Source organism: Pseudomonas sp. R1-7, assembly GCF_051132105.1.
Lineage (GTDB): Bacteria > Pseudomonadota > Gammaproteobacteria > Pseudomonadales > Pseudomonadaceae > Aquipseudomonas.
Genome location: NZ_CP071661.1, coordinates 3,051,411 through 3,075,474, shown reverse-complemented (window position 1 = coordinate 3,075,474; position 24,064 = coordinate 3,051,411). Strand labels below are relative to the sequence as shown.

The window sequence follows — 24,064 nt, the reverse complement described above, 5'->3', positions numbered from 1 at the left end:
GTCCCGGCACGGCCGGTACAGGCTTGTTTCGCTGGTCTCGCATTATGAAGGGAAGTCGTGAAACCGATTTCGCCTACCAGGCTGTCTATCGATACCTGACAAACCTGATCAATGAGTTGGGCGCTGATCCCCGCGTGCGATTGCCGTCGTTGCGCCAGCTGGCTGAGCGACTGAACGTGTCCATTTCCACTATTCAGTACGCCTATTCCTTGCTGGAAAAGGAGGGCAGGGTCTATTCGGTTGCCAAATCGGGCTATTACGCCTTGCCAGTGCCTTGCGTGACCGCCCTGGGCGACGGTGACGACTTGCTCGAAACCTTGTACGTCAATGCGCGCCGGCCAGGCATGCTGGTGCTCAGCGCCGATGAGCCGGCATCGTTGCAATCGCTCGACAGTCCACTTCTATTGTTGGAGCGCGAGTTGCTGCGTCAGTATCCGCGCACGTCGCAAATGCCTTCGCAACCCTGGGGGGAGCAGGAGCTGCGCATGGCGCTGGCGGCACGCTACACCTCATCGCCGGCCCGCTGCTGGAATGCCGATGATGTGTACATTGGCGCTGACCTGCGCGGGGTCCTGGAAATCCTGATTGCGGTGTTGGCCCTCAAGGGTGATACGGTCCTGGTCGAATCGCCATGTGACTGGACGGTGCTGCGTTTGCTGCAAGCGGCTGACATCAAGGTCATCGAGCTACCACTGCTGGTGGGCGGCGACGTCGATATCGACCAGTTGGAACGGCTGCTGGCGACCGAAACCGTTCGATTGGTAGTGCTTTCTTCAGTCCTGAACATGCCCACGGGCACGCTGAAAAGCGAAGCCAACCGCCAGGCCATCGCCCGGTTGCTGGACCTGCGAGGCTGCTGGGTATTGGAAAACGACAGTTATACCGATCTTGCATTCGAGCCAGGCAATACGCCCTTGCGGGAATTGCTCGACCCAGACCGGCTGATTGTCTATTCCACATTTGAAAAAACCATAGGCCCCGAGGCGCCCTATGGCTACGTGTTGTCAAGGCAACTGACGTTGAAGCTACAGCGATATTTTCTGCTGCGTGCGTTTCGCCTGTCACCGATCCGCCAGAAAGCGATTGCTCGCTTGTATGGAAACGGTCGCATAGACCAACACCTGTTAGTGTTGCGACGCCTGTTGCGCGAAAGCGCCGCCTCGACGACACAACTGATGCGCGATCGGCTGGGGGACTGCCTGCAATGGATCGAGCCCGAAGGTGGAGCGACGGTGTGGGCGCGGTCATCGCGACAAGCGGACTTGCGTGGGGTTTTCCAGCGATTGCTCGCCAGGCGTATTATCATTGCGCCAGGGGAGCTGTTCAGCCTCCAGGGGCTGTATGGGCAGAATCTGCGCTTGACCCATGCATTCAACGGGGTGAGCGATCCAGACGCTGCGTTTTGCGCATTGGCCGACGCACTGAGGCTCGAACAATCATGACCGCAGTGCGATGGATCGAACCCATCGCGTGATGGTCGAACTGTCAGTAAACTGCGTCCATTTTCGAGCCACTCCACTCCGAGGTTTTTTGCATGACAGTCAGTCCATTTGCGGGTAAGCCGGCACCGGCAGAATTGTTGATCGATATCCCGCGACTGGTGACAGCCTATTACACGGGGCGGCCTGATGCCTCGGTTGCAACCCAGCGCGTCGCTTTCGGCACCTCGGGTCATCGGGGCAGTTCATTCGACTTGGGCTTCAATGAATGGCATGTGTTGGCCATCAGCCAGGCGATCTGCCTGTACCGTGAAGCCCAGGGCATCAATGGGCCATTGTTCGTGGGTATCGATACCCATGCGTTGTCGACCCCGGCGGGCGCCAGCGCCTTGGAGGTGCTGGCTGCCAACGGCGTGACCGTGATGATCGCCGAGGGTGATGAATACACACCGACGCCGGCGGTTTCCCATGCCATCCTCTGCTACAACCGTGGCCGTACAACGGGGCTGGCTGACGGCATCGTCATCACGCCGTCCCACAACCCGCCGCAAAGCGGGGGCTATAAATACAACCCGACCAATGGTGGCCCGGCCGATACCCATATCACCAAATGGATCGAAGCCAAGGCCAATGAGCTGCTCGCCAATCAACTGGCCGGCGTCAAGCGTGTCAGCCTTGAGCAGGCGCTCAAGGCTGACACGACCCACCGCCATGACTTCCTCAACACCTACGTCGCAGATCTGGTCAACGTCATCGATTTCGATGCCATTCGCAATGCCGGGCTGCGCCTGGGCGTCGACCCGCTGGGCGGCGCGGGTGTGCGCTACTGGCCGGCCATAGCCGAGCACTACCGCCTGGACCTGGAAGTGGTCAATACTCACGTGGACTCGACTTTCCGCTTCATGACGGTCGACTGGGACGGGCAGATCCGCATGGACCCTTCTTCCAGCCACGCGATGCAAGGCCTGATCGGCCTGAAGGAACGTTTCGACGTGGCGTTCGCCTGCGATCCGGATCATGACCGCCACGGCATCGTGACCCCAAGTGGTGGGCTGTTGGCGCCGAACAACTACCTTGCGGTCGCCATCGATTATCTATTCCAGAACCGCCCGCAATGGCGCGCCGACGCCGCCGTTGGCAAGACCGTTGTCAGCAGCGGCCTGATCGATCGCGTGGCCAAGCGCCTGGGACGGCGCCTCTATGAGGTCCCGGTGGGCTTCAAGTGGTTTGCCGATGGGCTGTTTGACGGTTCCCTGGGTTTCGGCGGCGAAGAAAGCGCCGGCGCCTCGTTCCTGCGCAAGGACGGAGGCGTGTGGAGTACGGATAAGGACGGCCTGATCCCGGCACTGCTGGCTGCGGAAATGACCGCTCGCACCGGCCGTGATCCAAGCCAGGCTTATCGCGGGCTGACCGACGAGTTGGGCGAACCGTTCTCGGTGCGTGTCGACGCCAAGGCCAGCGCCCAGCAAAAAGCATTGCTGAGCAAGCTGTCGCCCGATCAGGTCCAGTCCACCCAGCTGGCCGGGGAACCTATCCAGAACATCCTCAGCCATGCGCCGGGCAACGACCAGGCCATCGGCGGCTTGAAAGTAATGACCGAGAACGGATGGTTCGCTGCGCGTCCATCCGGCACCGAAGACATCTACAAGATCTATGCGGAAAGCTTTGTGAGTGACGAGCACTTGAAACAATTGGTCGTCGAGGCGCAGGCGCTGGTGGATGGCGCCATTTCCGGGCAATAACCGAACGGCCTTTATCGCTCCCACCCGGCATTTGCAGCGATGCAGGTCCGGGTGTGAGGGCACGCTTGCTCGAGAAGCAACACCACTAGACATCGCGATACCAACCTGCCATGCCACTTTCAGTTCATCGCCCAAATCCATGAATTAAAAGCTTTTGGCTGGAATCCGCAGTTAAATCCAGACACCATAGTCGCCATGGTTCTGAGTAGCGGAGTCTTCAGCGTGTCGCAACACCGTCCTGATCTTCCCCCCGATCTTCTGCCCTTGGCCCAGATGCCTTGGTTCAAGCGCCTGGCTGCGCGTTTCTTTGGCCACGGCCTGACACGCTTGCGCGCCCAGCACCGGGCGTCCTGGCTGCACGGCCAGGCCGATGGCTTTCGCAGCGGCCACACTGCCGGGTTCGATTATGGTTTCAGCGAAGGCAAGGCCGAGGGGTTGGAAGAAGGTCGCCAGGTCCTGTTGATCCGCGATTCGCGAAGCACGGACCATCCGGCGCCCAAGGTCGATGATCTTCTGTTCGACGACTGGCGCTTGCCACTGACCGCCGACCTGAAAAAACGCATGAAGGCCGACGTCGCCCGTTTGTTGCCGGCCAATGCGCAGCCCAGCAATGCCCAGTGGAAAATGATTTTCAGCGATACGCCGACGACCTCGGTCATTGCCGGGGCGGGCGCGGGCAAGTCGACGACGCTGGTACTGCGCATCGTGCTGCTCTGCGAGTACCTGGGGTTCGAGCTGGGCTCGATGACAGTCGTGACGTTTACCCGGGAGTCGCGCAAGGATTTCATCGAGAAGCTCATCTCGGTCTTTTCGCTTTGGGGGCGAGCGATCAGTGTAAAAGAGGCACGGGATCTGGTGCGCACCTTCCATTCTCGTATCCTGCCCATGGTTCGCAGTCTGCCGGGGTTCGAACGGCTCCAGGCCTTTGAAACGCTGAGCCACCGTACGGGGCCGGACGACGAGGATGCCCAGGCTAATCCGTTCGATCTACGCATCAACGATGCCCAACGCCAGCAACTCAATGCCTGCTACCACGGGCTTTACCAGCGTGATGAGCGTTTCCGTGAGCTGATCAAATCGCTTTCCCGTCACGCCTTGCAACTCAAGGAGCTGGAGCGCGATCACCCAGACGTACAGAAGCGTATGGCCGTGACCGAGCTGGCGGCCCAGCGCGATGAAGCGCTGTGCGATGCAATCGAAGACCTGTGGTTTCGCGCGGGCGCCTGGCCTATCAAAGGCGTTGAGCCCAAGCGCGAACGATTTGAAATCAACGGATCCAGGTTTTTCTGCCATGGTTACATCCCGGCCCTTGACGCCTGGGTGATGCTGGGGTTCGATCCGCGAGAAAACGCTCAGTTGAGTCGACCCGGGGCCAAGCTGAGCCTGCGGGCCGAATGGGCCGTAAAGCGAACCCTGTTTCAAGCATTCTGTCGTAAGCCATTGATCTGGCTGGATACTTATGAAGAAGCTCGGCGGGTCTTGGCCTCCTTGGCCGGTAACGCCACGGCTGGTCCCGGCTTTGATTACAAGATCCAGGGAGAGTTGGGCTCGGCCCCTTTGCTGGATTGTTTCGTGTCGGCGGCAGGTTTCATCGAGAACCTCGGACTGGATGTGCCGGATGCCGTTGGCAGGCTGTGTTTCTCCCAGGACGACCCGGACCGGCATTTTTTCGAGGCGCTGAGCCGTTTCTGGCGAGCGTTCGAAGACCATCTACTCGACCAGTCTCCGCCGGTAATGACCTATAACCGGATGTTCTCGCTGTTCAGCGAGCATTCCCCGGAAAACTTCAAGCTGCTCGATGACGCGCTGCTAAGGCCCATGTCGCACTTGATGATCGACGAGTTCCAGGACGTTTCGCCACAGATCGTCTCCTGGTTGCGGGCGTCCTTGGGTGAAGTGCGCAAACGCGGGCCCGCCCTGCATGCAGGACGGGGCGCCCAGCGGTCGTCGTTGCTGTGCGTGGGCGATGACTGGCAGTCGATCTACGGATGGCGTGGCAGCTCGCCGAGTTTTTTCATGGATTTCAACAAGCAATTTCCGTCGCCGACCCATACGCGGGTCATGCTCACCGACAACTACCGTAGCCACCAATACATCATCGACGCAGCCGAACACATCGTGCGAGCGGCGCCTTCCATTCCTGGCAAAAAAGCCAAGGCCAGTGGAGAGCCTCGGTCACCCAGCCCAGTCAACGTGTTGGAGCGGGACGATGAAGGCTTGGCGCGGCGGCTCGACGAACATTACCGCAACGGTGATTCAATCTTGATTTTGTATCGAAGAAGTGGCGATAAGTCACTGATTCAAAAGTATATAGAGTCGACAGTTAATGTGGATTCTAGGTTGTCGTATGGCCAGCGACGCTTAAGACAAATGACCTATCACAGTGCCAAGGGCCTCCAGGCGGATGCGGTGTTCCTGGTGGGCGACTGCCAACATTTGACGCGCTCGCCTTACAAGAACCAGATCTATCGCATGGCAGGGCTGGGCCAGCAAGGCGATGCCGAGCCGTATGACTCGGCGCAGCGGGATGAGATCCTGCGTTTGGCATACGTGGGTATTACCCGGGCCATGCAGCACTGCTATTGGTATGTCGACGGCCAGGACAGCCAGGCGGCCAACGCACCGAAGGCTTCGGATCGTATCGGGGTGGGCAAACCGTTTTTCGTTGACCATCGCCGGGCGCGGGGCTGACCTGCCTGGGGAAACCAACACCGACAAAAAAGCCCACATGGATATGTGGGCTTTTTTGTCAGGAGGCGAATCGTCGCAATCCAACCGGCGGAACGAAGGCTTCAAGCTCGGCTTCCACCGCTTCGATAATTCGCTCGACGTCGGGGGCATTCATCACGGTCGCACAGGGGATACCTGCAATTGCGATCATGGTTTCGCCGCTTGCGCGATCAAATAGCCGGGCAACCATACTGCCCGGCGCGTCCATGCTGGCTTCGAAGCCCATGGGATGGAAATGCCAGCGCATCAACTGGCAGGCATTGGGGAACGTTACCTTGCTGAAAGATCCTTTATTCATCTGTAGCCCGCCTTCTTCATCAAGCGCTTCCTTTTGCTCATATCAGGAAGGAAGAGCCCTCATGGCTCTACCAGTGAGAACTAAAAATAGCACCGGAAAATGAACGCCACGTGGATTTTTTCAGTCCGTTTGGCGATTGGTTCAGTTTTTTTGATCTGCATCATGACCTAACCATAAATGTTCAGAACGCCATCATTGTTTGCCGGCGTTGTCCTCGTTCTGTAGAAACCCCTCTGGCACGGGTAATCCAGCGGCAATTAGCCATGCAAGCGCGGTCAATAGAAGGGCGGCGGCAAAGGTGAGATGCAAGCCGTTTGTCACATCCTTTGGGCTTGCCGCGGCGATACCGTTCGTCGGCAACTGGGTGGCGAAAACCGCGCCGAGCACCGATGCGCCAGTAAAGAAGCCGAGATTGCGCGATAGATTAAGCAGACCGGCAACGACGCCGCGGTTGTTATCAGAGACCGGCGCCATGACTGCGGCGTTGTTTGCTGGTTGAAACAGCGCATAGCCAAGGGTGGTTATGGCGATGGAAAAAACATAGCCCGCGATGCCGAGGGCGGGGGAAACCAGGGACAAGAGCAGGGTACCGAGGATCATTGTCGTCAGCCCTGCAAGCCGCATGGGACGTACTCCGAATCGGTCAGCCAGGCGTCCGGCGGGCACACCGGCGAGCGCGGCCACGCAGGGGCCTGCCGCCAGGGCCAGCCCCACGATTGCCGGGGCCAGTCCGAGGGTGATGGACAGGTAGAACGGACCGACCAGCAAAGTCGCCATCATGACCGCCCCGACCAATGTGCTGGACGCCAGGCCCGACACCAGAAGACGATCGCGGAACATTGCCAAGGGGATCAGTGGCGACTCCAGCCGACGTTGGACCTGAATGAACAGGCCGCCACAGATAATCGCCGCGGATAACAGCCCGATGTTCAACCCGCCGAAGCTTGCGCGTCCAAGGGTCATCGCCAGCGCGTAGGTCCCCAGCGTTGCGGTCAGCAGCAGCGTGCCCAAGCCGTCGAAGCGCAAGCGCCCGGCCGTCCGAGGTCGGTGTCCCGTGGGCAGGAAGCGCCAAGCCAGCAGCAGCGTCAGCAGGCCCAGGGGGACGTTGATCAGGAACAGCGCGTGCCAACCAAAACCTGTAATCAACAGGCCACCCAGGGACGGGCCCAGCGCGGTGCCCACCGCCGACAGCGTGGCGAGCAACCCCATGGCGCTGCCGGTCCTGGTTTTTTCCACCGTCTCGCCGACCAGAGCCAACGTCAGTGTCATCATGATCGCCGCTCCCAGGCCTTGCACGGCCCTGGCCGCGATCAACCACGACAATGACGGTGCCAGGCCGCACAGCGCTGACGCGAGGGTGAACAGCGCAATGCCCGCGAGCAACAGCCTGCGTCGGCCTACAAGGTCGCCGAGCCTGCCCAGGCTGACTATCAGTGTGGTGATTGCCAACAGGTAGGCCAGCACGACCCATTGGACTTGCGCGAAAGAGGCTCCGAAAGCCTCGGCCAGCACCGGCAGGCCGACGGTGGCTACGCTGGCGCCCAATGACGCCAGGAGTGTCGACAGTGCGAGGCTGGCCAAGGCCCAGCGCACTGGAATGCGTGACTGTGGCACCGCGATCGGTGGCAAGCGTTGTTCTGCATTGGCTGGCTTCATCATGTCCCCGTTGTGTTTGACGTACTGTCACAACGTTACGTCCAGGCTTAACATGGCGGAAGACGCATGAGTTGCAGGTTATAGCTGCACCAGACGCCATCTATCTCAGCCAAGGGCTCGTCAATGTCCGCGATCGATCTGAATTTACTCGTCACCCTGGACGCGTTGCTGTCTGAAGGCAGCGTCGCCGGTGCGGCCCGGCGGCTGCGCCTCAGCGCCTCGGCCATGAGCCGGGCCCTGGCGCGGTTGCGCGAGGCTACGGGGGATCCACTGTTGGTGCGGGCAGGGCGCGGACTGGTTCCCACGCCCCGGGCCATGGAGTTGCGCGAGCAGGTCAGCCAACTGGTCCAGGACGCCCAGGCGGCCCTGCGCCCCGTGCGGGCCCCGGACCTGCAACGGATCAACCGAACGTTCACCTTGCGCACTCGGCAAGGGTTCGTGGAGAACTTCGCCGTCGACCTGATCAACCACATTGGCGAGCAGGCCCCGGGCGTGCGGCTGCGTTTTGTCGAAAAGACCGACCGGGACAGCACGGCGCTGCGCGAAGGCAGCGTTGACCTGGAGACGGCGGTCGTCGATGAGGACACGCGCCCCGAACTGCGCACCCAGGCGTTGTTTGTCGATCGCATCATCGGCGTGGTCCGGGCAGGGCATCCGCTGAGCCGGAACAAGGTGAGCGTTGATGATTACGCGGCCGGCCGGCACGTCGGTGTCTCCCTGCGCGGCCTCGAGCAAGGCCCGATCGATGAGGCGTTGAGCACCTTGGAGCTATCCCGGGAAATCGTGACTTGCGTACCGGGCTTTTCGACTGCCCTGGGGCTCGCCCGGTCCAGCGACCTGATCGCCAGCGTGCCGGAACGCTACACCACGCGCTTGCGCCTTGGCATGCACAGTTTCCCGCTGCCGGTCGTGGTTCCTGAGTTCACTGTCGCGATGCTCTGGCACCCGCGAATGGACGCCGACCCCGTGCACCGCTGGCTCAGGGGTTGCTTGCGAGAAGTATGCGCGGGAGAAAAGGGGATATAGCGGGGGCTGCCACGCGACCTCCGGACATGGAAGGGGCGTGAGGCCCTCCGGGACAGAGGGCTCGGCTTTCGATCAGTCTTCCTTGCGTATCGTCCCGACCTCATCGGCACGAACCCGGACCTTCCTGCCCGAGATGTCTTCGAACTCGTAGAAGCCATCCGCAGTGCGGGTATTGGGGGTGTCCTCGGTCAAATACTGGGTGCCGTTCTGCAAGGTCACGACGGTCGGTGATGCGCAGCCGGCCAGTGCGAGAAATGCCACCGCGACCAAGGGCAGGCCCGGAAACCTGATGTTCATATCCATAACCTCTATGCAAAGGGATGACGCCCAGTTGATTCGACCGGGCCATCACTGAGTTAACCGCCATTTGTCCCGCTTGTTGTAGGAAAGTTCATCGCCGCCTGAAGGAATTCTCCTTTAAATATAGGAGACCGCTCATCTTTTGCAGTTGCCTGGACCGCGGCTAGCTGATATCTGTACGCATAACCAGTACTTCAAAGCACCGTGGCGCTTCTCCCGTGACAACCAACCCCCTCGACGATCCTTTTTATTACCTGAACAATTTCCAGCGGGTGCTTGCCTGGCTGGCACAACGCTACGCCGGTGTGCTCAGCATCGACGAGCAGCGCTTCATCGAGGCTTTTGCCGAATTACCGCGTCCGTCCCAAGGCCTGCTGGTGCGGATGGTGATGCGCAAGGGGCTGCATTTTCGCCTCGGCAAACTGCGTTATCACGAAATCGGCGACATCGGCGCTGCGGTGCAACCGTTGATCGTATTGGGCTGGGTGCAGGAGCAGGCTGAGTTGAGCCTGACGGAGCTGTTCGAAGTGTTGCTCAAGCCTGAAATCCTGCTCTGCCTGGGCCATGCGATCGAGCAGCCCAAGGCGAAGAAGGCTGACTGGCTGTTGGCGCTGTGCGAACGTTTCAACCAGCCCCAGCCCTTTGGGGTCTGGTGCCCTCAGTTGGAGGATCGGCTGTTCAGTCTTACGGTCATGGCGTTGTGCGACCGCTTGCGCTTGATGTTTTTCGGCAATCTCTACCAGGACTGGTCGGAATTCGTGCTGGCGGACCTGGGCATTTTTTCCTACGAAACGGTTGAGTTCAGCGCCGAGTCCCGGGGACTGCGCAACCGCCAGGACATCGACGCCTGTCTTTTCCTGCATGAGTGCCAGCAATGTTTCGAGGCCGGCGAAGCGCTCGAAACGATCGTTGCCCGGATCAATACGCTGGAACTGGATAACCCTTGGCTGGAGCGACGCCGGGGCAAGTTGTTGTTCCAGATCGGCCAGCACGCTGAGCGTATCGGTGAATTCGCCTCGGCCCTGTGCGTCTATCGCGATTGCAGTTATCCCGGCGCACGGTTGCGGATGATCCGAGTGCTGGAGCGCATCGGTGAACATGCCTTGGCCTTGGAGCTGGGCGAAGCCGCCGCGCAATCGCCACAAAGCGCCGCTGAACGCCAAGCGTTGCTGCGGATCGTGCCGCGGCTGCGGCGCAAACTGGGCGGGCCACCCGTGCCGCGTCCGATTGCGCGGGAAGTCGAGCGGCTGGACTTGCACTTGCCCCGGGTCGATCCGGCATCGTCGGTGGAATATTGCGTCCAGGCCCATTTGCATGACGACGACGCCCCGGTGCATTACGTCGAGAACAGCCTGGTCAATTCGCTGTTCGGCCTGCTGTGCTGGCCGGCGATTTTTGCGCCTTTGCCGGGGTCGTTTTTCCACCCCTTCCAACGCGGTCCGGTGGACCTGCTCAACGAAGACTTTCGTGAGCGGCGCGCCGAGCTGTTCGCGGCGTGTTTCGCGGAACTGGATGACGGTCGCTACCGCGGGACCATCCGCCGTCGCTACGTGGAAAAATACGGGGTTCAATCACCTTTCGTGTTTTGGGGGGCGCTGTCCGAAGCGCTCCTGGACCAGGCGCTCGACTGTTTGCCGGCGGAGCACCTCAAGCACTGGTTCAGTCGCCTGCTATTGGACATCAAGGCCAACCGCGCCGGCATGCCGGACCTGATCCAGTTCTGGCCGCAGCACAAGACCTACCGCATGATCGAAGTCAAAGGTCCTGGCGATCGCCTGCAGGACAATCAACTGCGCTGGCTGGACTTCTGCCATGAACACCAGATGCCGGTCGCCGTCTGTTACGTGCAATGGGCGGAGCAGGGCGCATGACCGAGGTGCCGGGCTACAGCATTGCTGTCCGCGCGCTCTGTGAGTTCACCGCCAAGGCCGGCGACCTCGATTTGCGCTTTACGCCATCGCCCACGGCGCTGGAGGGAATTGTCGGCCACCGGACCGTGGCAGCGCGGCGCAGCGAGGGTTATCAAGCCGAGGTCAGCCTGCAAGGCGACTACCATAGCCTGAGAGTCAAGGGCCGGGCAGACGGCTACGACCCTGCGCGCAATCGTCTCGAAGAAGTTAAGACCTACCGTGGCGACCTGAGCAAACAGCCGGACAACCATCGTCAGTTGCACTGGGCCCAGGCAAAGATCTACGGCTGGCTGATGTGCCAGAAATTGCAGCTGCCGCGCATTGACGTTGCCCTGGTCTATTTCGACATCGTCAGCGAGAGGGAAACCTGCCTGGACCAAACGTTCGAAGCGTCGCAACTCCAGGCGTTCTTCGAGCAGCAGTGTGCACGGTTCCTGGCCTGGGCGGAGCAGGAAATGCGCCACCGCCAGGCCCGCAACCAGGGCGCCCAGGCCCTGGCTTTCCCCCACGCGGGCTTCAGGCCCGGGCAACGTCATATGGCTGAATCGGTGTTCAAGGCCGTCAGCACCGGTCGTTGCCTGATGGCCCAGGCGCCGACGGGTATCGGCAAGACTGTCGGCACGCTGTTCCCGATGCTCAAGGCCTTGGCGCCGCAGCGCCTGGACAAGGTTTTTTTCCTCACTGCGAAAACCCCGGGGCGCAAACTGGCGTTGGACGCCGCCCGGCTGCTCACCGACAGCGCGCCCGCAATGCCGCTGCGGGTGCTGGAGATGATTGCGCGGGACAAGGCCTGCGAACATCCGGACAAAGCCTGCCATGGTGAATCCTGCCCGCTGGCCCGAGGTTTCTATGACCGCCTGCCGCAGGCTCGGGCTGCGGCGAGCCAGGTCACGCTGCTCGATCAAGCCGCGTTGCGTGGCATCGCGCTGGAGCATGATGTCTGCCCGTATTACCTGAGCCAGGAAATGGCCCGCTGGGCCGACGTGGTGGTAGCGGACTACAACTATTATTTCGACTTCAGCGCCTTGCTCTTCGGCCTTGCCCAGGCCAACGGCTGGACGGTCGCGACCCTGGTGGACGAAGCCCACAACCTGGTGGAGCGGGGGCGGCAGATGTACAGCTCGACTCTGGACCAGGCCAACTTGGCGGCCGTCCTCAAGAGCGCACCCGAGGCGCTGAAGAAACCGCTGCAAAAGGTCAATCGCCAATGGAATGCCCTGCACGGGCCGCAGATCGCCGACTACCAGGCTTATGACAAACCCCCGCAAAAGCTGCTCTTGGCGCTGGGATCCTGCGCCACGGCGATGGGCGATTACCTCAACGACCATCCCCAAGGCCTGGACAGCGGCCTGCAGGCGTTCTATTTCGACATCTTGCAGTTCGGGCGCGTGGCGGAGTCATTCGACGAGCACTTCCTGTTCGATATCCATAAGCGCGACGTCGGTCGCCAGCGCAGCCTGTCTACGCTGTGCCTGCGCAACGTGGTCCCGGCCGGTTTCCTGCGGCCCCGGTTCACGGCGTCACGCGCCAGCGTGCTGTTTTCCGCGACCTTGAGCCCTCGGCGGTACTACGCTGATCTGCTGGGGGCACCGACGGACACGGTGTGGATCGATGTCGAATCACCGTTCCAGGCCCAACAATTGGACGTGCAGGTGGTCAGCCGGATTTCCACCCGATTCGCTCGCCGCCAGGCGTCCCTCGAGCCGATCGTTGCGTTGATGGCCCGCCAGTTCGACGAGCGCCCCGGCAATTACCTGGCGTTCTTCAGCAGTTTCGATTATCTGCAACAGGTGGCCGGGTTGTTCGAAGAGCGGCATCCCCACGTTGCGACCTGGACGCAATCGCGCGGCATGGGCGAGGCGCCTCGACAGGCTTTTCTCGATCGGTTCATGGAGCACAGCCAGGGTATCGGTTTCGCCGTGCTGGGCGGGGCGTTCGGCGAAGGCATCGATCTGCCGGGCTCGCGACTGATCGGCGCCTTCATCGCCACCCTGGGCCTCGCGCAATTCAACCCGGTCAATGAACAGATAAAGCAGCGCATGGCGGCGATCTTTGGTGACGGCTACGACTACACCTATCTGTATCCGGGCCTGCAAAAGGTCGTGCAGGCCGCCGGCCGCGTCATCCGCACCCAGCAGGATCGCGGGGTGGTGATGCTGATCGACGATCGTTTTGGCGAGGCCAAGGTGCAGCGATTGCTGCCGCGGTGGTGGTCGATCAAGCAAGAGGCGCTTGGATCCCCCTGCGAACCTGCTGGGTTCCTCCATGGTTCGCAAAGCGACTTATAGCCCTACGAAAATCAGGTTTTTCCTGGCGCGGCAGTTGTTCCATACTCCACCCAAATTCCCATGGATGCCTCGGCCACATGCTTGAGAAGAACCCCAAGACCACCCGTATCGATGAAGAACAGCGCTTTCGCTTGCTGATCGACGCGGTGGTCGACTACGCCATCTACATGACCGATCCGTCGGGCATCATCACCAGTTGGAATTCGGGGGCGCGGCGCTTCAAGGGTTATGAAGAGTCGGAGATCCTGGGCCAGCATTTTTCCCGTTTCTACACCGATCAGGACCGTGCCGCCGGCCTGCCCCAACGGGCGCTGGACACGGCCGTGCGCGAAGGGCGCTTCGAAGGCGAAGGGTGGCGAGTGCGCAAGGACGGCACGCTGTTCTGGTCCCATGTGGTCATCGATCCGATCATCGACGCCCAGAGTGGCGAGCTGCTCGGTTTTGCCAAGATCACCCGTGACCTGACCGATCGCAAGATGGCCGAGGAAACCCTCAAGCAAAGCGAACAGCAATTTCGCCTGCTGGTGCAAAGCGTCACCGACTACGCCATCTACATGCTCGATCCCGATGGGCAGGTGACCAACTGGAACCAGGGAGCCCAGCGCATCAAGGGTTATCTGCCGGCACAAGCCATCGGCCAGCATTTTTCAATGTTCTATACCCCTGAGGACCGCGAAGCCGGCGAGCCACAGCGCGCCCTGCGCATAGCCGCCACTGAGGGGCGTTTCGAAAAGAAGGGCTGGCGCGTGCGCAAGGACGGCACGCGATTCATGGCCCACGTGGTGATCGACGCGATTCGCAGTGATACCGGTACGTTGCTTGGATTTGCCAAGATAACCAGGGACATCACCGATGCCACCCAGGCGCAACAGGCCCTTGAACAGGCGCGCGAGGCGCTGTTCCAATCCCAGAAACTGCATGCCATCGGCCAGCTCACCGGTGGCATCGCCCATGATTTCAACAATCTGCTGACGGTGATCCTCGGCAACCTTGAGATCGTGCGCAAGCGTATCCCCAGCGAACCCAAGCTCACCCAGCTTCTGGACAACGCTACACAGGGCGCGCTGCGCGGCGTGTCGCTGACCCAACGCATGCTCGCGTTTGCCCGTCGGCAGAAGCTCAGCGCCGAGCCGGTGGAACTGTCGGTGCTGGTCGACGGCATCAGTGGTTTGCTGCAAAGCTCCATGGGCCCGTCGATCCACATCCAGACCCAGTTCGCCGAGGCGTTGTCGCCGGTACTGGCCGACGTCAACCAGCTCGAACTGGCGATCCTCAACCTGGCGACGAATGCGCGGGACGCGATGCCCCAGGGCGGCCGGATATTGATTCAGGCGCAGGAACGGCAAGGCAGCGACGCTCCGGCGGCGAGCAAACCACTGGCCACCGGGCGCTACATTTGCCTGACCATCACCGATGAAGGCGAGGGCATGGACGAGGCGACGCTGGCCTCGGCGGTGGACCCTTTCTTCACCACCAAGGGCGTCGGCAAGGGCACAGGCCTGGGGCTGTCCATGGTGCATGGCCTGGCCGAGCAATTGGGTGGCAGGCTGATTCTCAGGAGCGAAAAAGGCGTCGGGACCAGCGCCGAGTTTTGGTTGCCAGTGGCCGATGACTCGGTCAGGGACAAGCCGGCCGTCATCGAGACTGCCGGGGAACACGTCCCAGCACTGACGGTGCTGGTGGTGGACGACGACAGCCTGGTGCTGACCAGCACGCGTCTATTGATCGAAGACCTGGGGCACCGGGTCCATTGCGCGTTGTCGGGCGCCCAGGCGCTGGAGTTGTTCGAGCGCAATGAAGGCATTGATTTGGTAATCACTGACATGGCCATGCCACAGATGGATGGCGCGCAACTGGCAAAACTGCTGCGTGAGCGCCAACCGGCCCTGCCGATCATCCTCGCCACCGGCTACGCCGAGCGCCTGGAAGGGTTTGCCACGCAGTTGCCACGGTTGACCAAGCCGTTCAAGCAGATCGACTTGGTGCAGATCATTGGACAGACGATGAAATAAACCGCTGATCAGGACCCTTGGGTGTTTTTCTTGAAGCCCCGCAGGTTCATTGCGCACAAGCAGAACTGCAGGACGATCAATGCATAGGCATCGGTGTGCAAGCCCCAGATGACCCACAAGATGTTGCTGAGAATAAAACAGCTGAAGCCCGCCACTCGCCGACGGGGCTGGCGCGAGCCGATCAACCAGGCCGCCAGCACCGTGACGGCCATCGCCGGCCATTGCACCCATCCAAGATAATCCACGCGTTTTTCCTCTTGCCATCGATTCCTTAAAGACCCCGGTGAGCGCGTAGCGTTTCGTTGACCTTTGGTCCATCGGCTTGAACTTGCCTCGTGGTGATCCTTTCCAAATGCACCCAACCAAGCCGAGGGACAATTCACGCAATGCCCAGAATCCTGACCCGCCAGACCCCTGAAGAAGACCTGACCGAACACAACGCCAAGCTGTTCGGGTCGCCCAAGGAGCGGCTGGACTTCTATCGTCGGGAAATCCAGTACGAAACCAGCATCCTGGCCAATCGCACCGACGCCTACCTGACCGCCCAGTCCTTCCTGGTGATTGCGTTTGCCTCGTGCATGGCCAACCTGAACCCGGAATGGGGCAAGCTCTTTACGCTGATCGTGCCGCCCTTTTTGGCGCTGCTCGGCTTCCTGAGTTCGCTCAACGCCTGGCCGGGCATTCGCGCCGCTTACGAGATCATCGACCACTGGCACTTCAAGCAAAGTGAATTGCTGCGCAGCGAGCCATTGATGGGCCTGGCCTACGATGAGTCCCCGCTGTTCAGCGAGCAGGAGTCGACGCATAAGGGCTACCGTAAATCGCTCCTGTTTTCGGTGCGCACACCTTGGATCTTCGCGGCGTTCTGGGTGCTCTTGGGGGTCTATTCGGTGTATATCCAAGTGAGCGATCCGGGCGGCTAGGCGCCGGGGTCGTTTTTGCGGCGCTCATACCAGGCCAGGACGGGTTGGGTGGTCACGCCGTGGACCAGGATGCTCAGCGCCACCACGGACAGCGAGAGGTCGACGCACACTTGCGCCATTCCAGGTTGCAAGCCATGGTTCAATGCATAGAACAGATAGAACAGACTGCCGATCCCGCGGATGCCGAACCAGCCGATCAGCAGGCGTTGCGGGTTGTCCAGCAACCGTCCCCAAGGCATCGCCAGCACACTGAGTGGACGAATGAAGGCGAACAGCAGCACGCCAACGACCAAGGCTCGCCAATCCCAATGGCTTGCAAGGACCACGCCCAGCAATGTGACCAGGAAGACTTCCATGGCGCGCTCCACCAGGCTGCCGAACGCCAGCATGTCGCTCATCATCACACCTGCCGCCACTTGACCGTCGTCCAAGGCCTGGGTGTCGCCGTGCACCGCCTGGTGGGGCTCGACCGTCTCGTGGCCGACCACCGGTTGTACCAAGTGCTCGGCTGGGGGCGCGTGTTCGTCGGTGGACTCCACTTCCGCCTGGCGCAACCCCAGGCCAGCGGCGAAAACCGACAGAAAACCGTAGCCTTGGACCGCTTCCGCCGCGACGTAGGCCAAGGCGATCAGCGCCAGGGCCAGGTAGTCATTGGGAGATAAGGTGCTGTCTGCATTCTTGATGCGCAGCGACAAGGTAAGCCTGCCGATGCCGCGCCCCAGCCAATAGCCGACCAGTAAACCCGCCGGCACCGCCCAAAGGACATCGCGCAATGCCCACTCTCCCAGGAAGCCGCCGCCGTCCTCGTTGAGCATGAGCAAGCCAAGGATGACGAAGGGGAATGCCGTGCCGTCGTTGAGTCCGGCTTCACCGGACAGGCCGAACCGCACCCGGTCGTCGTCGCGGGCATCGTTGACCTGCACCAGGGCCGCCAGCACCGGGTCGGTCGGCGCCAGTATCGCGCCGATCAGCATCGACAGGCCCCAACCGAGACCAAACAGATAGTGCAGCACCAGGCAAAGCCCGGCGATCGTCAGGATCATCACCGGTCCGGCGAGCCCATACGCCACGCGCCAGCTACGGTTCTTTAGGGGCAGGCGCAGCTTGAGCCCGCTGACGAACAGCGAAAACACCACGGCGACCTCGGTCAGGTGCTCCATCCACACGGAAGAATCATCCAAGTCGAGCTTTAGCAGCCCCAGCCCCGCCGGCCCGATGGCGACGCCCAGCGCCAGGCACACCGCGGAGGTGGTGACAGGCATCCAGCGCAGGTAGGAGGAGGTCAGGGCCAAGGTCAGCAAGACAGCGCCGAGCACGGCTACCCACACGGTGAAGATCATGATTGCTCCTTGGGTAACGAAACGCCTCGTCTAACGTTCGAGACCCATAGGGAAGCGAGGGTTCCACTGCGTATCGGCGCGCTTCCGTTTATCCGGGCGCTTTTCGATCCAGGGGAATTTTTTGCCGTCCGCAAGGCTCTGCAAAGGAAGAGACGTGCCGATTCGAGCGTCCAGCCAAGAACCCAAGAGGCCTTTATGACTGCGCTGACACCCCTCCAATCCAGGCCTGCCACCGCGCAGCCATTCGCGACCGCTGGCAGCATTCGTCAATCTTACGAACAGCTGCTGCAGGGCACCGACGATGCCGAAAAACAAGCGGCCGCCCAAGCCTTCCTGCAACCTTGCCTTGAACAAGCCAGCACATTGCCCCAGGAGATGCCAGACGACCCCAGCGCCTTGCTGGCTTGGGTAGAACAGCACAGCGCCGGCGTGGCCCGGCAATATGCCGATTATCTGGAGCGACGCAAAAACGGCGGCTGCCGGGAGTTTTTCCAGACCAAGGCCCATGCCCTGTATTTTATCCAGGCCGTGGCCCCGACCAAGCTCGTGGACGGCGCCTGGTTGTATGGCGTGCTCAAGCACTGGCATGACCATCGCTTCGAAGGGCTGCTGTGCACCTACCTGGAAGAGCTTGGGGATGGCGTTCCCGCGCAGAATCACGTCGTGCTCTACCGCAAGCTCCTGGCTGAACATGGCTTGCAGGACATGCCTGACATCGATGATGAACGCTACCTGCAAGGCGCGGTTCAGTTGGCGTTGGGCTATGCCGGCGACGAATACCTGCCCGAGGTCATCGGCTACAACCTGGGCTATGAACAACTGCCCCTGCATTTGCTGATCAGCGCCTATGAGCTGAGCGAACTCGACATCGACCCGTATTACTTCACCCTCCACGTGACAATCGACAACGCCAGCACCGGCCACGCCCACAAAGCCGTGCAAGCGTTGCAACAACTGATGCCGATGGAGGCCGACCGCGAAGCCTTCTGGCACCGCGTCACCCTCGGCTATCGGCTGAATGACCTGGGGCAGGGCAGCCGGGCGATCATCGAGTCGTTCGACCTTGAGCGCGAAGTGCTGGACATGCTCGAGCGCAAGCGCCCGTTTGGCCAGCACATGCATTCCGACTACTGCAAATTCGAAGGTAAGACCGTCAACCAGTGGCTGGCGGAACCGGGGCAACTGGAAGGTTTCCTCAAGGCCATGCAAGGCAAAGGCTGGATCCGACGCCATGAAGATCCGCAGAACAGCCGTTTCTGGACCCTGATCGAAGGCGCGGGCGCAGCCATGTTCGGGGTCTTCAGCCCTTATGAAAAACAGTTGCTGCACGATTGGATTGCTGGCGACTGGCTGGATCAGCGTGGCCGCCCCGGCGCACGACGAAACCATGGCGCGGCGCATGAACCGCCGGCGCCGGCCCAGGATCCGGACGTGCAGAATCTGCAGCAAACGCTGCGGGGCAAGGCGCCCGACGAGCAGATGCAGATCCTGAGGCCCTGGCTCTCGGCCCGCTGCCACAGCCATCCGGCCGGGTTGCTGGCGACCCGCCGGTTCATCGAACTCAAATCCGCCCTTCGCTAGGAGCTTTGCATGAATCAGGAAGATCGCCTGTCCGAACCCGACCTGGCGCTGCTGCAACTGGGTCGCCGCCTGCACGCCGACGGTTACCGTTTCATCACCCCGACGCCGCTGACCCACGAGCGGGTCAATCAGCGCCCCGGTAACGAGCGCTCCAAGACCCTGCGGGATGTGTTCGGTTGGTCGCGGCCTTTCGCGCCGGGCCTGATTTCCGCCGACGAGCAGCGCCAATTGCAGGAGGCTGAAGTGCTGGAAGAGCGCGATGGCCTGCTGCGCAGCCGCGTGCGTTGGTCGAGCCTGGACGGCATGCTGTTTGCCCACTCGCAATTCCCGACCCAGGCCAATGACGCGGTGTTCTTCGGCCCGGACAGCTACCGTTTTGCGCATCTGATCCATACCCATCTGCAACAGAACTTCACCGCCGTGCATCGCGCCGTGGACATCGGCTGTGGCGCGGGTGTCGGGGCGATGGTCATTGCCCGTGCCCGACGCGAGGCCCAGGTGCTGGCCGTCGACATCAATCCCTTGGCGCTGCGCCTGTGTGCCGTCAACGCGGCGCTGGCCGAGGTTGCCAACGTCGAGGTCGCCCGCAGCGATGTGCTCCGGGACGTCGAGGGCGAGTTCGACTTGATCGTCGCCAATCCACCGTACATGGCCGACCCCGCCGAGCGCGCCTATCGCCATGGCGGTGGAACGCTGGGCGCCGGGTTGTCGCTGCGGATCGTCGAACAGGCGTTGCCCCGGCTCACGCCTGGCGGCTCGCTGGTGCTTTATACCGGCGTGGCGATGGTCGATGGTCGTGACCCGTTCCTGGAGGCCCTGGGCCCGTGGCGCGATTCGCCGCAGTTCGGCTGGACCTACAGGGAATTGGACCCGGACGTGTTTGGCGAGGAGCTGCTCACACCGGGTTATCAGGACGTGGAAAGGATCGCCGTGGTGGCGTTGGTTGTCACCCGCACGGGTGCGGGTATCGGAGGGAACATCGATGAACAGGCGTCTGAAGTTCGGCATTGAAGAGGAATATTTCATCACCGACCTGCAAACCCGCCGCATGCCCGACCAGCCGTCCGCGGCGGCCGTTGCGGCATGCCGGGAGGAGTTGGGCAAGCATTTCGCCCATGAAATGTTCCAGAGCCAGGTAGAAATGGCTTCGCCCATTTTCCGCAGCCTGGCCGAAGCAGGCGATTACCTGGCGAAAGTGCGTACCGGCCTGACCCAGCGCCTGGCGCCCCATGGCCTGGGATTGCTGAGCGCCGGATCCCATCCGATGGCGACCGTCGGCTTGCAGCCCACCGACGAGTTGCACTTCCAGCAACTGTTCGACGATTACCAGCGCGTAGCGCGCCGCAGCGTCCTGTCGGGCCTGCACGTACACGTAGAAGTGCCGGGCGATCATGACCGGGTCAAGGTGATGAATGAGGTGTTGCCCTGGCTGCCGATGCTGTTGGCGCTGAGTGCGTCTTCGCCGTTCTGGAATGGCGCCTACAGCGGCTTCAGCAGTTATCGGCAAGTGGCCTGCGATGAGTGGCCGCGCATGGGCGTGCCCGAATTCTTCGAGGACGAAGCGGCGTTCGACGGTTACGTCAACATGCTCACGCGCACCGGGTCGATCCGCCAGCCCAGCGATTGCTGGTGGGTGGTGCGGCCTTCGTCGCGTTACCCGACCCTGGAATTGCGCATCTGTGATGCCTGCCCACGGATTGAAGATGTGCTGTGCCTCGTATCGCTATTCCGGCTGATGATTGCCCACGCCATCGCCCAGCCCAAGGCGGGCGCCAACTACAGCTTGATGTCCCACTGGATCCTCAAGGAAAACCGCTACCGGGCCAAACGCCACGGCATCCTCGCCGAGTTCATCGTCGAGGGCCAGGAGCAACCGATGCTGATTGGCGAGTTGCTGAACCTGGCTGAACAGACCTTCGGCGACACCGCAACGGCGCTGGGTGCGCAGGACGTGTTCAAACAAGCGCGCCGGATCATCCAGGAGGGTACCAGCGCCGATCGGCAAGTGCTCCTCTACGAACAAGGGCTGCTGCTGGGCGACACGACCGACGAGGCACTGGGCCGGGTCGTCGACCAGCTGCTATCGGAAACCGCCGGGATGCCCGTCGCGGATCCGACCCTCGCGCAAGTGGCAGGTGGCCCATGACCAGCAAGACCCTCGACGACTACAACCGCATGCGCGACTTCGCCGCCACTCCCGAGCCGGCGGCGAAGCGTTCACGCAAATCGGCGAAAACCGCCCATGCGCTGCAGTACTGCATCCAGAAGCACGACGCCACGCGGCTGCATTACGATTTTCGCCTGGAACTGGATGGCGCATTGAAAAGCTGGGCGGTGCCCAAGGGACCGTCCCTGGACCCGAAGGTCAAGCGCCTGGCGGTGCATGTTGAAGATCATCCGCTCGATTACGCCTCCTTCGAGGGCAGTATTCCCGAGGGGCATTACGGCGCCGGCGACGTCATCGTCTGGGACCGGGGCGTGTGGATTCCCCAGGGTGACGTACACGAAGCCTACGAAAAGGGCCGGCTCAAATTCGAATTGCGCGGGGAAAAGCTCGCGGGCCTATGGAACCTGGTGCGCACCCATATGCCGGGCAAGCAGGAGCAATGGTTCCTGATCAAGCATCAGGACGACGCTGCCCGCCCGGAAAGCGACTACGACGTGGTGCAGGCCGAGCCCGACAGCGTGCTCAGCGACCGCACCATTGTGCCCAAGCGCCGGGGCAAGGCGGCTGCAGCCAAACCCGTCAAGCAGCCGGACGAACCTGCCAAACCGAAGTCGACGAAAAAAACCGGACAGACAACCCTCAGCGGCGCCGTCGCCGGCCCGCTGCCTGAAACCCTGAAGCCGGAACTGGCGACCCTGGTGGAAAGCGCACCCGATGGCGACTGGCTCTATGAAATCAAGTTTGACGGCTACCGGGTCATGGCACGTATCGACAATGGCGACGTGCGCTTGATCACCCGCAACGGCCATGACTGGACGCATAAACTGCCGAAACAGGCCGAGGCGCTGGCGGGGCTGGGGTTGGAGTCTGCCTGGCTCGACGGCGAGATGGTCGTCGCCAATGAGCAAGGCGTGCCGGATTTCCAGGCCCTGCAAAACGCTTTCGACGTCGGCAGCAGCGGCAAGATCGCCTATTACCTGTTCGACCTGCCGTACCTCAACGGTATGGACCTGCGCAAAGTGCCGGTGGAAGAACGCCGGGCCGCGTTGGCCGCGGTCCTTGAACCCAATGAAGACCCACTGCTGCGTTTCTCCGATTCCTTCGAAGAAACCCCCGAAGCGCTGCTCAACAGCGCTTGCCAGATGCGCATGGAAGGGTTGATCGGCAAGCGCCAGGGCAGCGCCTATGTCTCCCGACGCAGTAGCGATTGGATCAAGCTCAAGTGCAAGAATCGTCAGGAATTCGTGGTGGTCGGCTACAGCGACCCGAAGGGCGCTCGCAGCGCGTTCGGCGCCCTGTTGCTGGGTTTGCATGATGTCGACAGCGGCGAGTTGCGCTATGCCGGCAAGGTCGGCACCGGATTCAACGAAACCACGCTCAAGAGCATCTACCAGCAACTGTTGCCCCTCGAAACCAAAAAAGCCGCCGTGGTCAATCCGCCCACCGGCTACGACGCCAAGGGCGTGCATTGGCTCAAGCCGCAGTTGCTGGCGGAAGTGGCGTTTGCCGAAATGACCAAGGAAGGCTCGGTACGCCATGCGGTGTTCCATGGCTTGCGCAACGACAAGCCCGCCAAGGCGATCACCCAGGAACTGCCCAAGACCGTGAAAAAGACCGCGGCCAAGGACGATGCCAAACCGGCGGCGGCCAAGCCAAAGTCGCGAGCCAAGCCCAAGACCACGCAGTCGCCAACCTTGGACGGCAAGGTCCGCATCACCCATCCGGATCGGATCATCGACGCGAGCAGCGGCACGACAAAAATGCAATTGGCCGAGTACTACGCCAGCGTGGCCGATTTCATTCTGCCGGAGCTGGCCGACCGTCCGGTGGCGCTGGTTCGGGCGCCGGACGGTATCGCCGGGGAGTTGTTCTTCCAGAAGAACCCCGAGCGCCTGGCCATTCCCGGCATCGTCAGCCTGGACAAGGACTTGACCGGGCAACCGGTGATGATCATCAACAACGCCGAGGCGCTGATCGGCGCGGTACAGATGAGCACCGTGGAGCTGCACACCTGGAACGGCACTTCAGTCGACCTGAACAAGCCCGATCGCTTCGTCCTCGATCTTGACCCGGACCCGGCGCTACCGTGGAAAAGCATGGTGGAAGCCACGCAATTGACCCTGTCGGTGCTGGATGAGCTGGGCCTGAAGGCGTTTCTCAAGACCAGCGGCGGCAAGGGCATCCACATCGTCGTGCCGATTACCCGCAAGTTGGGCTGGGACGAGGTGAAGGGCTTCAGCCATGCCATCGTCAGCCACATGGCCAAACTGTTGCCGGATCGCTTCTCGGCGGTTTCAGGGCCAAAAAACCGGGTAGGGCGGATCTTCATCGACTACCTGCGCAATGGTCTCGGCGCCACTACGATCTGTGCCTACGCCGCACGCACTCGCGAAGGGTTGCCGGTGTCAGTGCCGATCTACCGCGAAGAAGTGGCCGAGCTCAAGGGCGCGAACCTGTGGAACGTGCACAACGTCCATGAGCGTCTGGCGGAGGTGGGGCATGAGCCTTGGGCGGACTTGCGCAAGACGCGCCAGAGCATCACCGCAGAGATGCGGCGGCGGATTGGGATGAAGAAGACCGGCAAATAGTATTTTCGCCGTACCGCTTCGGTGGACAGCAAATCATCTACTCGCTGAAGCGGACCCGCTTTTG

At 61.6% G+C, this 24,064-nt stretch carries 17 protein-coding genes; 12 read left to right on the top strand and 5 right to left on the bottom strand.

Features of this window, described 5'->3' with window-relative positions; translation table 11 throughout:
- The first annotated feature begins 44 nt into the window (after positions 1 to 44).
- The 3 genes from J3P79_RS13785 (at position 45) to J3P79_RS13775 (ending at position 5,872) form a co-directional block, all read left to right on the top strand.
- Positions 45 to 1,442: a PLP-dependent aminotransferase family protein gene (locus J3P79_RS13785; protein ID WP_434603274.1), complete on the top strand. Its 1,398-nt coding sequence runs from the start codon at positions 45 to 47 to the stop codon at positions 1,440 to 1,442.
- Between the two features lie 92 nt (positions 1,443 to 1,534).
- A complete protein-coding gene (gene pgm, locus J3P79_RS13780) occupies positions 1,535 to 3,181 on the top strand; it encodes a phosphoglucomutase (alpha-D-glucose-1,6-bisphosphate-dependent) (protein WP_434603272.1) in 1,647 nt (548 codons plus the stop codon).
- A 222-nt stretch (positions 3,182 to 3,403) separates the two neighbouring features.
- The gene (locus J3P79_RS13775) at positions 3,404 to 5,872 is read left to right on the top strand and encodes a UvrD-helicase domain-containing protein (protein ID WP_434603270.1); all 2,469 of its coding nucleotides are present in this window, start codon (positions 3,404 to 3,406) and stop codon (positions 5,870 to 5,872) included.
- 58 nt (positions 5,873 to 5,930) lie between these two features.
- Here J3P79_RS13775 and J3P79_RS13770 read toward each other — a convergent pair whose 3' ends face one another.
- Positions 5,931 to 6,209, bottom strand: coding sequence for a DUF1652 domain-containing protein (locus J3P79_RS13770; RefSeq protein ID WP_003201764.1), 279 nt, complete (start codon positions 6,207 to 6,209; stop codon positions 5,931 to 5,933).
- Positions 6,210 to 6,401: 192 nt separating this feature from the next.
- Positions 6,402 to 7,865 carry an MFS transporter gene (locus tag J3P79_RS13765; protein ID WP_434611465.1) on the bottom strand — a complete coding sequence of 488 codons (1,464 nt, stop codon included), beginning with the start codon at positions 7,863 to 7,865 and terminating at the stop codon, positions 6,402 to 6,404.
- A 123-nt stretch (positions 7,866 to 7,988) separates the two neighbouring features.
- Between J3P79_RS13765 and J3P79_RS13760 the strand changes: the two genes are divergently transcribed.
- Complete coding sequence (locus J3P79_RS13760) at positions 7,989 to 8,891, top strand: LysR family transcriptional regulator (RefSeq protein WP_434603268.1); 903 nt, start codon at positions 7,989 to 7,991, stop codon at positions 8,889 to 8,891.
- Positions 8,892 to 8,963: 72 nt separating this feature from the next.
- On the opposite strand, the gene J3P79_RS13755 is transcribed toward J3P79_RS13760, so the two are convergent.
- Positions 8,964 to 9,188, bottom strand: coding sequence for a YgdI/YgdR family lipoprotein (locus J3P79_RS13755; protein ID WP_434603266.1), 225 nt, complete (start codon positions 9,186 to 9,188; stop codon positions 8,964 to 8,966).
- A 221-nt stretch (positions 9,189 to 9,409) separates the two neighbouring features.
- On the opposite strand from J3P79_RS13755, the gene J3P79_RS13750 reads away from it, so the two are divergent.
- The 3 genes from J3P79_RS13750 to J3P79_RS13740 all read left to right on the top strand — a co-directional run bounded on the left by J3P79_RS13750 (position 9,410) and on the right by J3P79_RS13740 (position 15,401).
- Positions 9,410 to 11,062, top strand: a complete 1,653-nt coding sequence (locus J3P79_RS13750) for a VRR-NUC domain-containing protein (RefSeq protein ID WP_434603264.1) — start codon at positions 9,410 to 9,412, stop codon at positions 11,060 to 11,062.
- On the top strand, positions 11,059 to 13,389 hold the full coding sequence (locus J3P79_RS13745; RefSeq protein ID WP_434603262.1) for an ATP-dependent DNA helicase: 2,331 nt from the start codon (positions 11,059 to 11,061) through the stop codon (positions 13,387 to 13,389). The genes J3P79_RS13750 and J3P79_RS13745 overlap by 4 nt, the downstream gene beginning before the upstream one ends.
- A 77-nt stretch (positions 13,390 to 13,466) precedes the next feature.
- The gene (locus tag J3P79_RS13740; RefSeq protein WP_434603260.1) at positions 13,467 to 15,401 is read left to right on the top strand and encodes a PAS domain S-box protein; all 1,935 of its coding nucleotides are present in this window, start codon (positions 13,467 to 13,469) and stop codon (positions 15,399 to 15,401) included.
- Between the two features lie 8 nt (positions 15,402 to 15,409).
- On the opposite strand, the gene J3P79_RS13735 is transcribed toward J3P79_RS13740, so the two are convergent.
- Positions 15,410 to 15,646, bottom strand: a complete 237-nt coding sequence (locus J3P79_RS13735; RefSeq protein ID WP_039588589.1) for a hypothetical protein — start codon at positions 15,644 to 15,646, stop codon at positions 15,410 to 15,412.
- A gap of 141 nt (positions 15,647 to 15,787) precedes the next feature.
- Here J3P79_RS13735 and J3P79_RS13730 point away from each other — a divergent pair, with 141 nt between their 5' ends.
- A complete protein-coding gene (locus J3P79_RS13730; RefSeq protein WP_039588588.1) occupies positions 15,788 to 16,324 on the top strand; it encodes a hypothetical protein in 537 nt (178 codons plus the stop codon).
- On the opposite strand, the gene J3P79_RS13725 is transcribed toward J3P79_RS13730, so the two are convergent.
- Positions 16,321 to 17,664, bottom strand: coding sequence for a cation:proton antiporter (locus tag J3P79_RS13725; RefSeq protein ID WP_434603258.1), 1,344 nt, complete (start codon positions 17,662 to 17,664; stop codon positions 16,321 to 16,323). The two genes, J3P79_RS13730 and J3P79_RS13725, sit on opposite strands and share 4 nt — an antisense overlap.
- Before the next feature lie 195 nt (positions 17,665 to 17,859).
- On the opposite strand from J3P79_RS13725, the gene J3P79_RS13720 reads away from it, so the two are divergent.
- The 4 genes from J3P79_RS13720 to ligD are packed head-to-tail and all read left to right on the top strand — an operon-like array spanning position 17,860 to position 24,000.
- Positions 17,860 to 19,245 carry an iron-containing redox enzyme family protein gene (locus J3P79_RS13720; RefSeq protein WP_434603256.1) on the top strand — a complete coding sequence of 462 codons (1,386 nt, stop codon included), beginning with the start codon at positions 17,860 to 17,862 and terminating at the stop codon, positions 19,243 to 19,245.
- A gap of 9 nt (positions 19,246 to 19,254) precedes the next feature.
- Positions 19,255 to 20,256 carry a methyltransferase gene (locus J3P79_RS13715; RefSeq protein WP_434603254.1) on the top strand — a complete coding sequence of 334 codons (1,002 nt, stop codon included), beginning with the start codon at positions 19,255 to 19,257 and terminating at the stop codon, positions 20,254 to 20,256.
- The gene (locus tag J3P79_RS13710) at positions 20,228 to 21,391 is read left to right on the top strand and encodes a carboxylate-amine ligase (RefSeq protein ID WP_434603252.1); all 1,164 of its coding nucleotides are present in this window, start codon (positions 20,228 to 20,230) and stop codon (positions 21,389 to 21,391) included. Before J3P79_RS13715 ends, J3P79_RS13710 begins: the two co-directional genes overlap by 29 nt.
- Positions 21,388 to 24,000, top strand: a complete 2,613-nt coding sequence (ligD, locus tag J3P79_RS13705; RefSeq protein ID WP_434603250.1) for a DNA ligase D — start codon at positions 21,388 to 21,390, stop codon at positions 23,998 to 24,000. The genes J3P79_RS13710 and ligD overlap by 4 nt, the downstream gene beginning before the upstream one ends.
- Positions 24,001 to 24,064 lie beyond the last annotated feature (64 nt).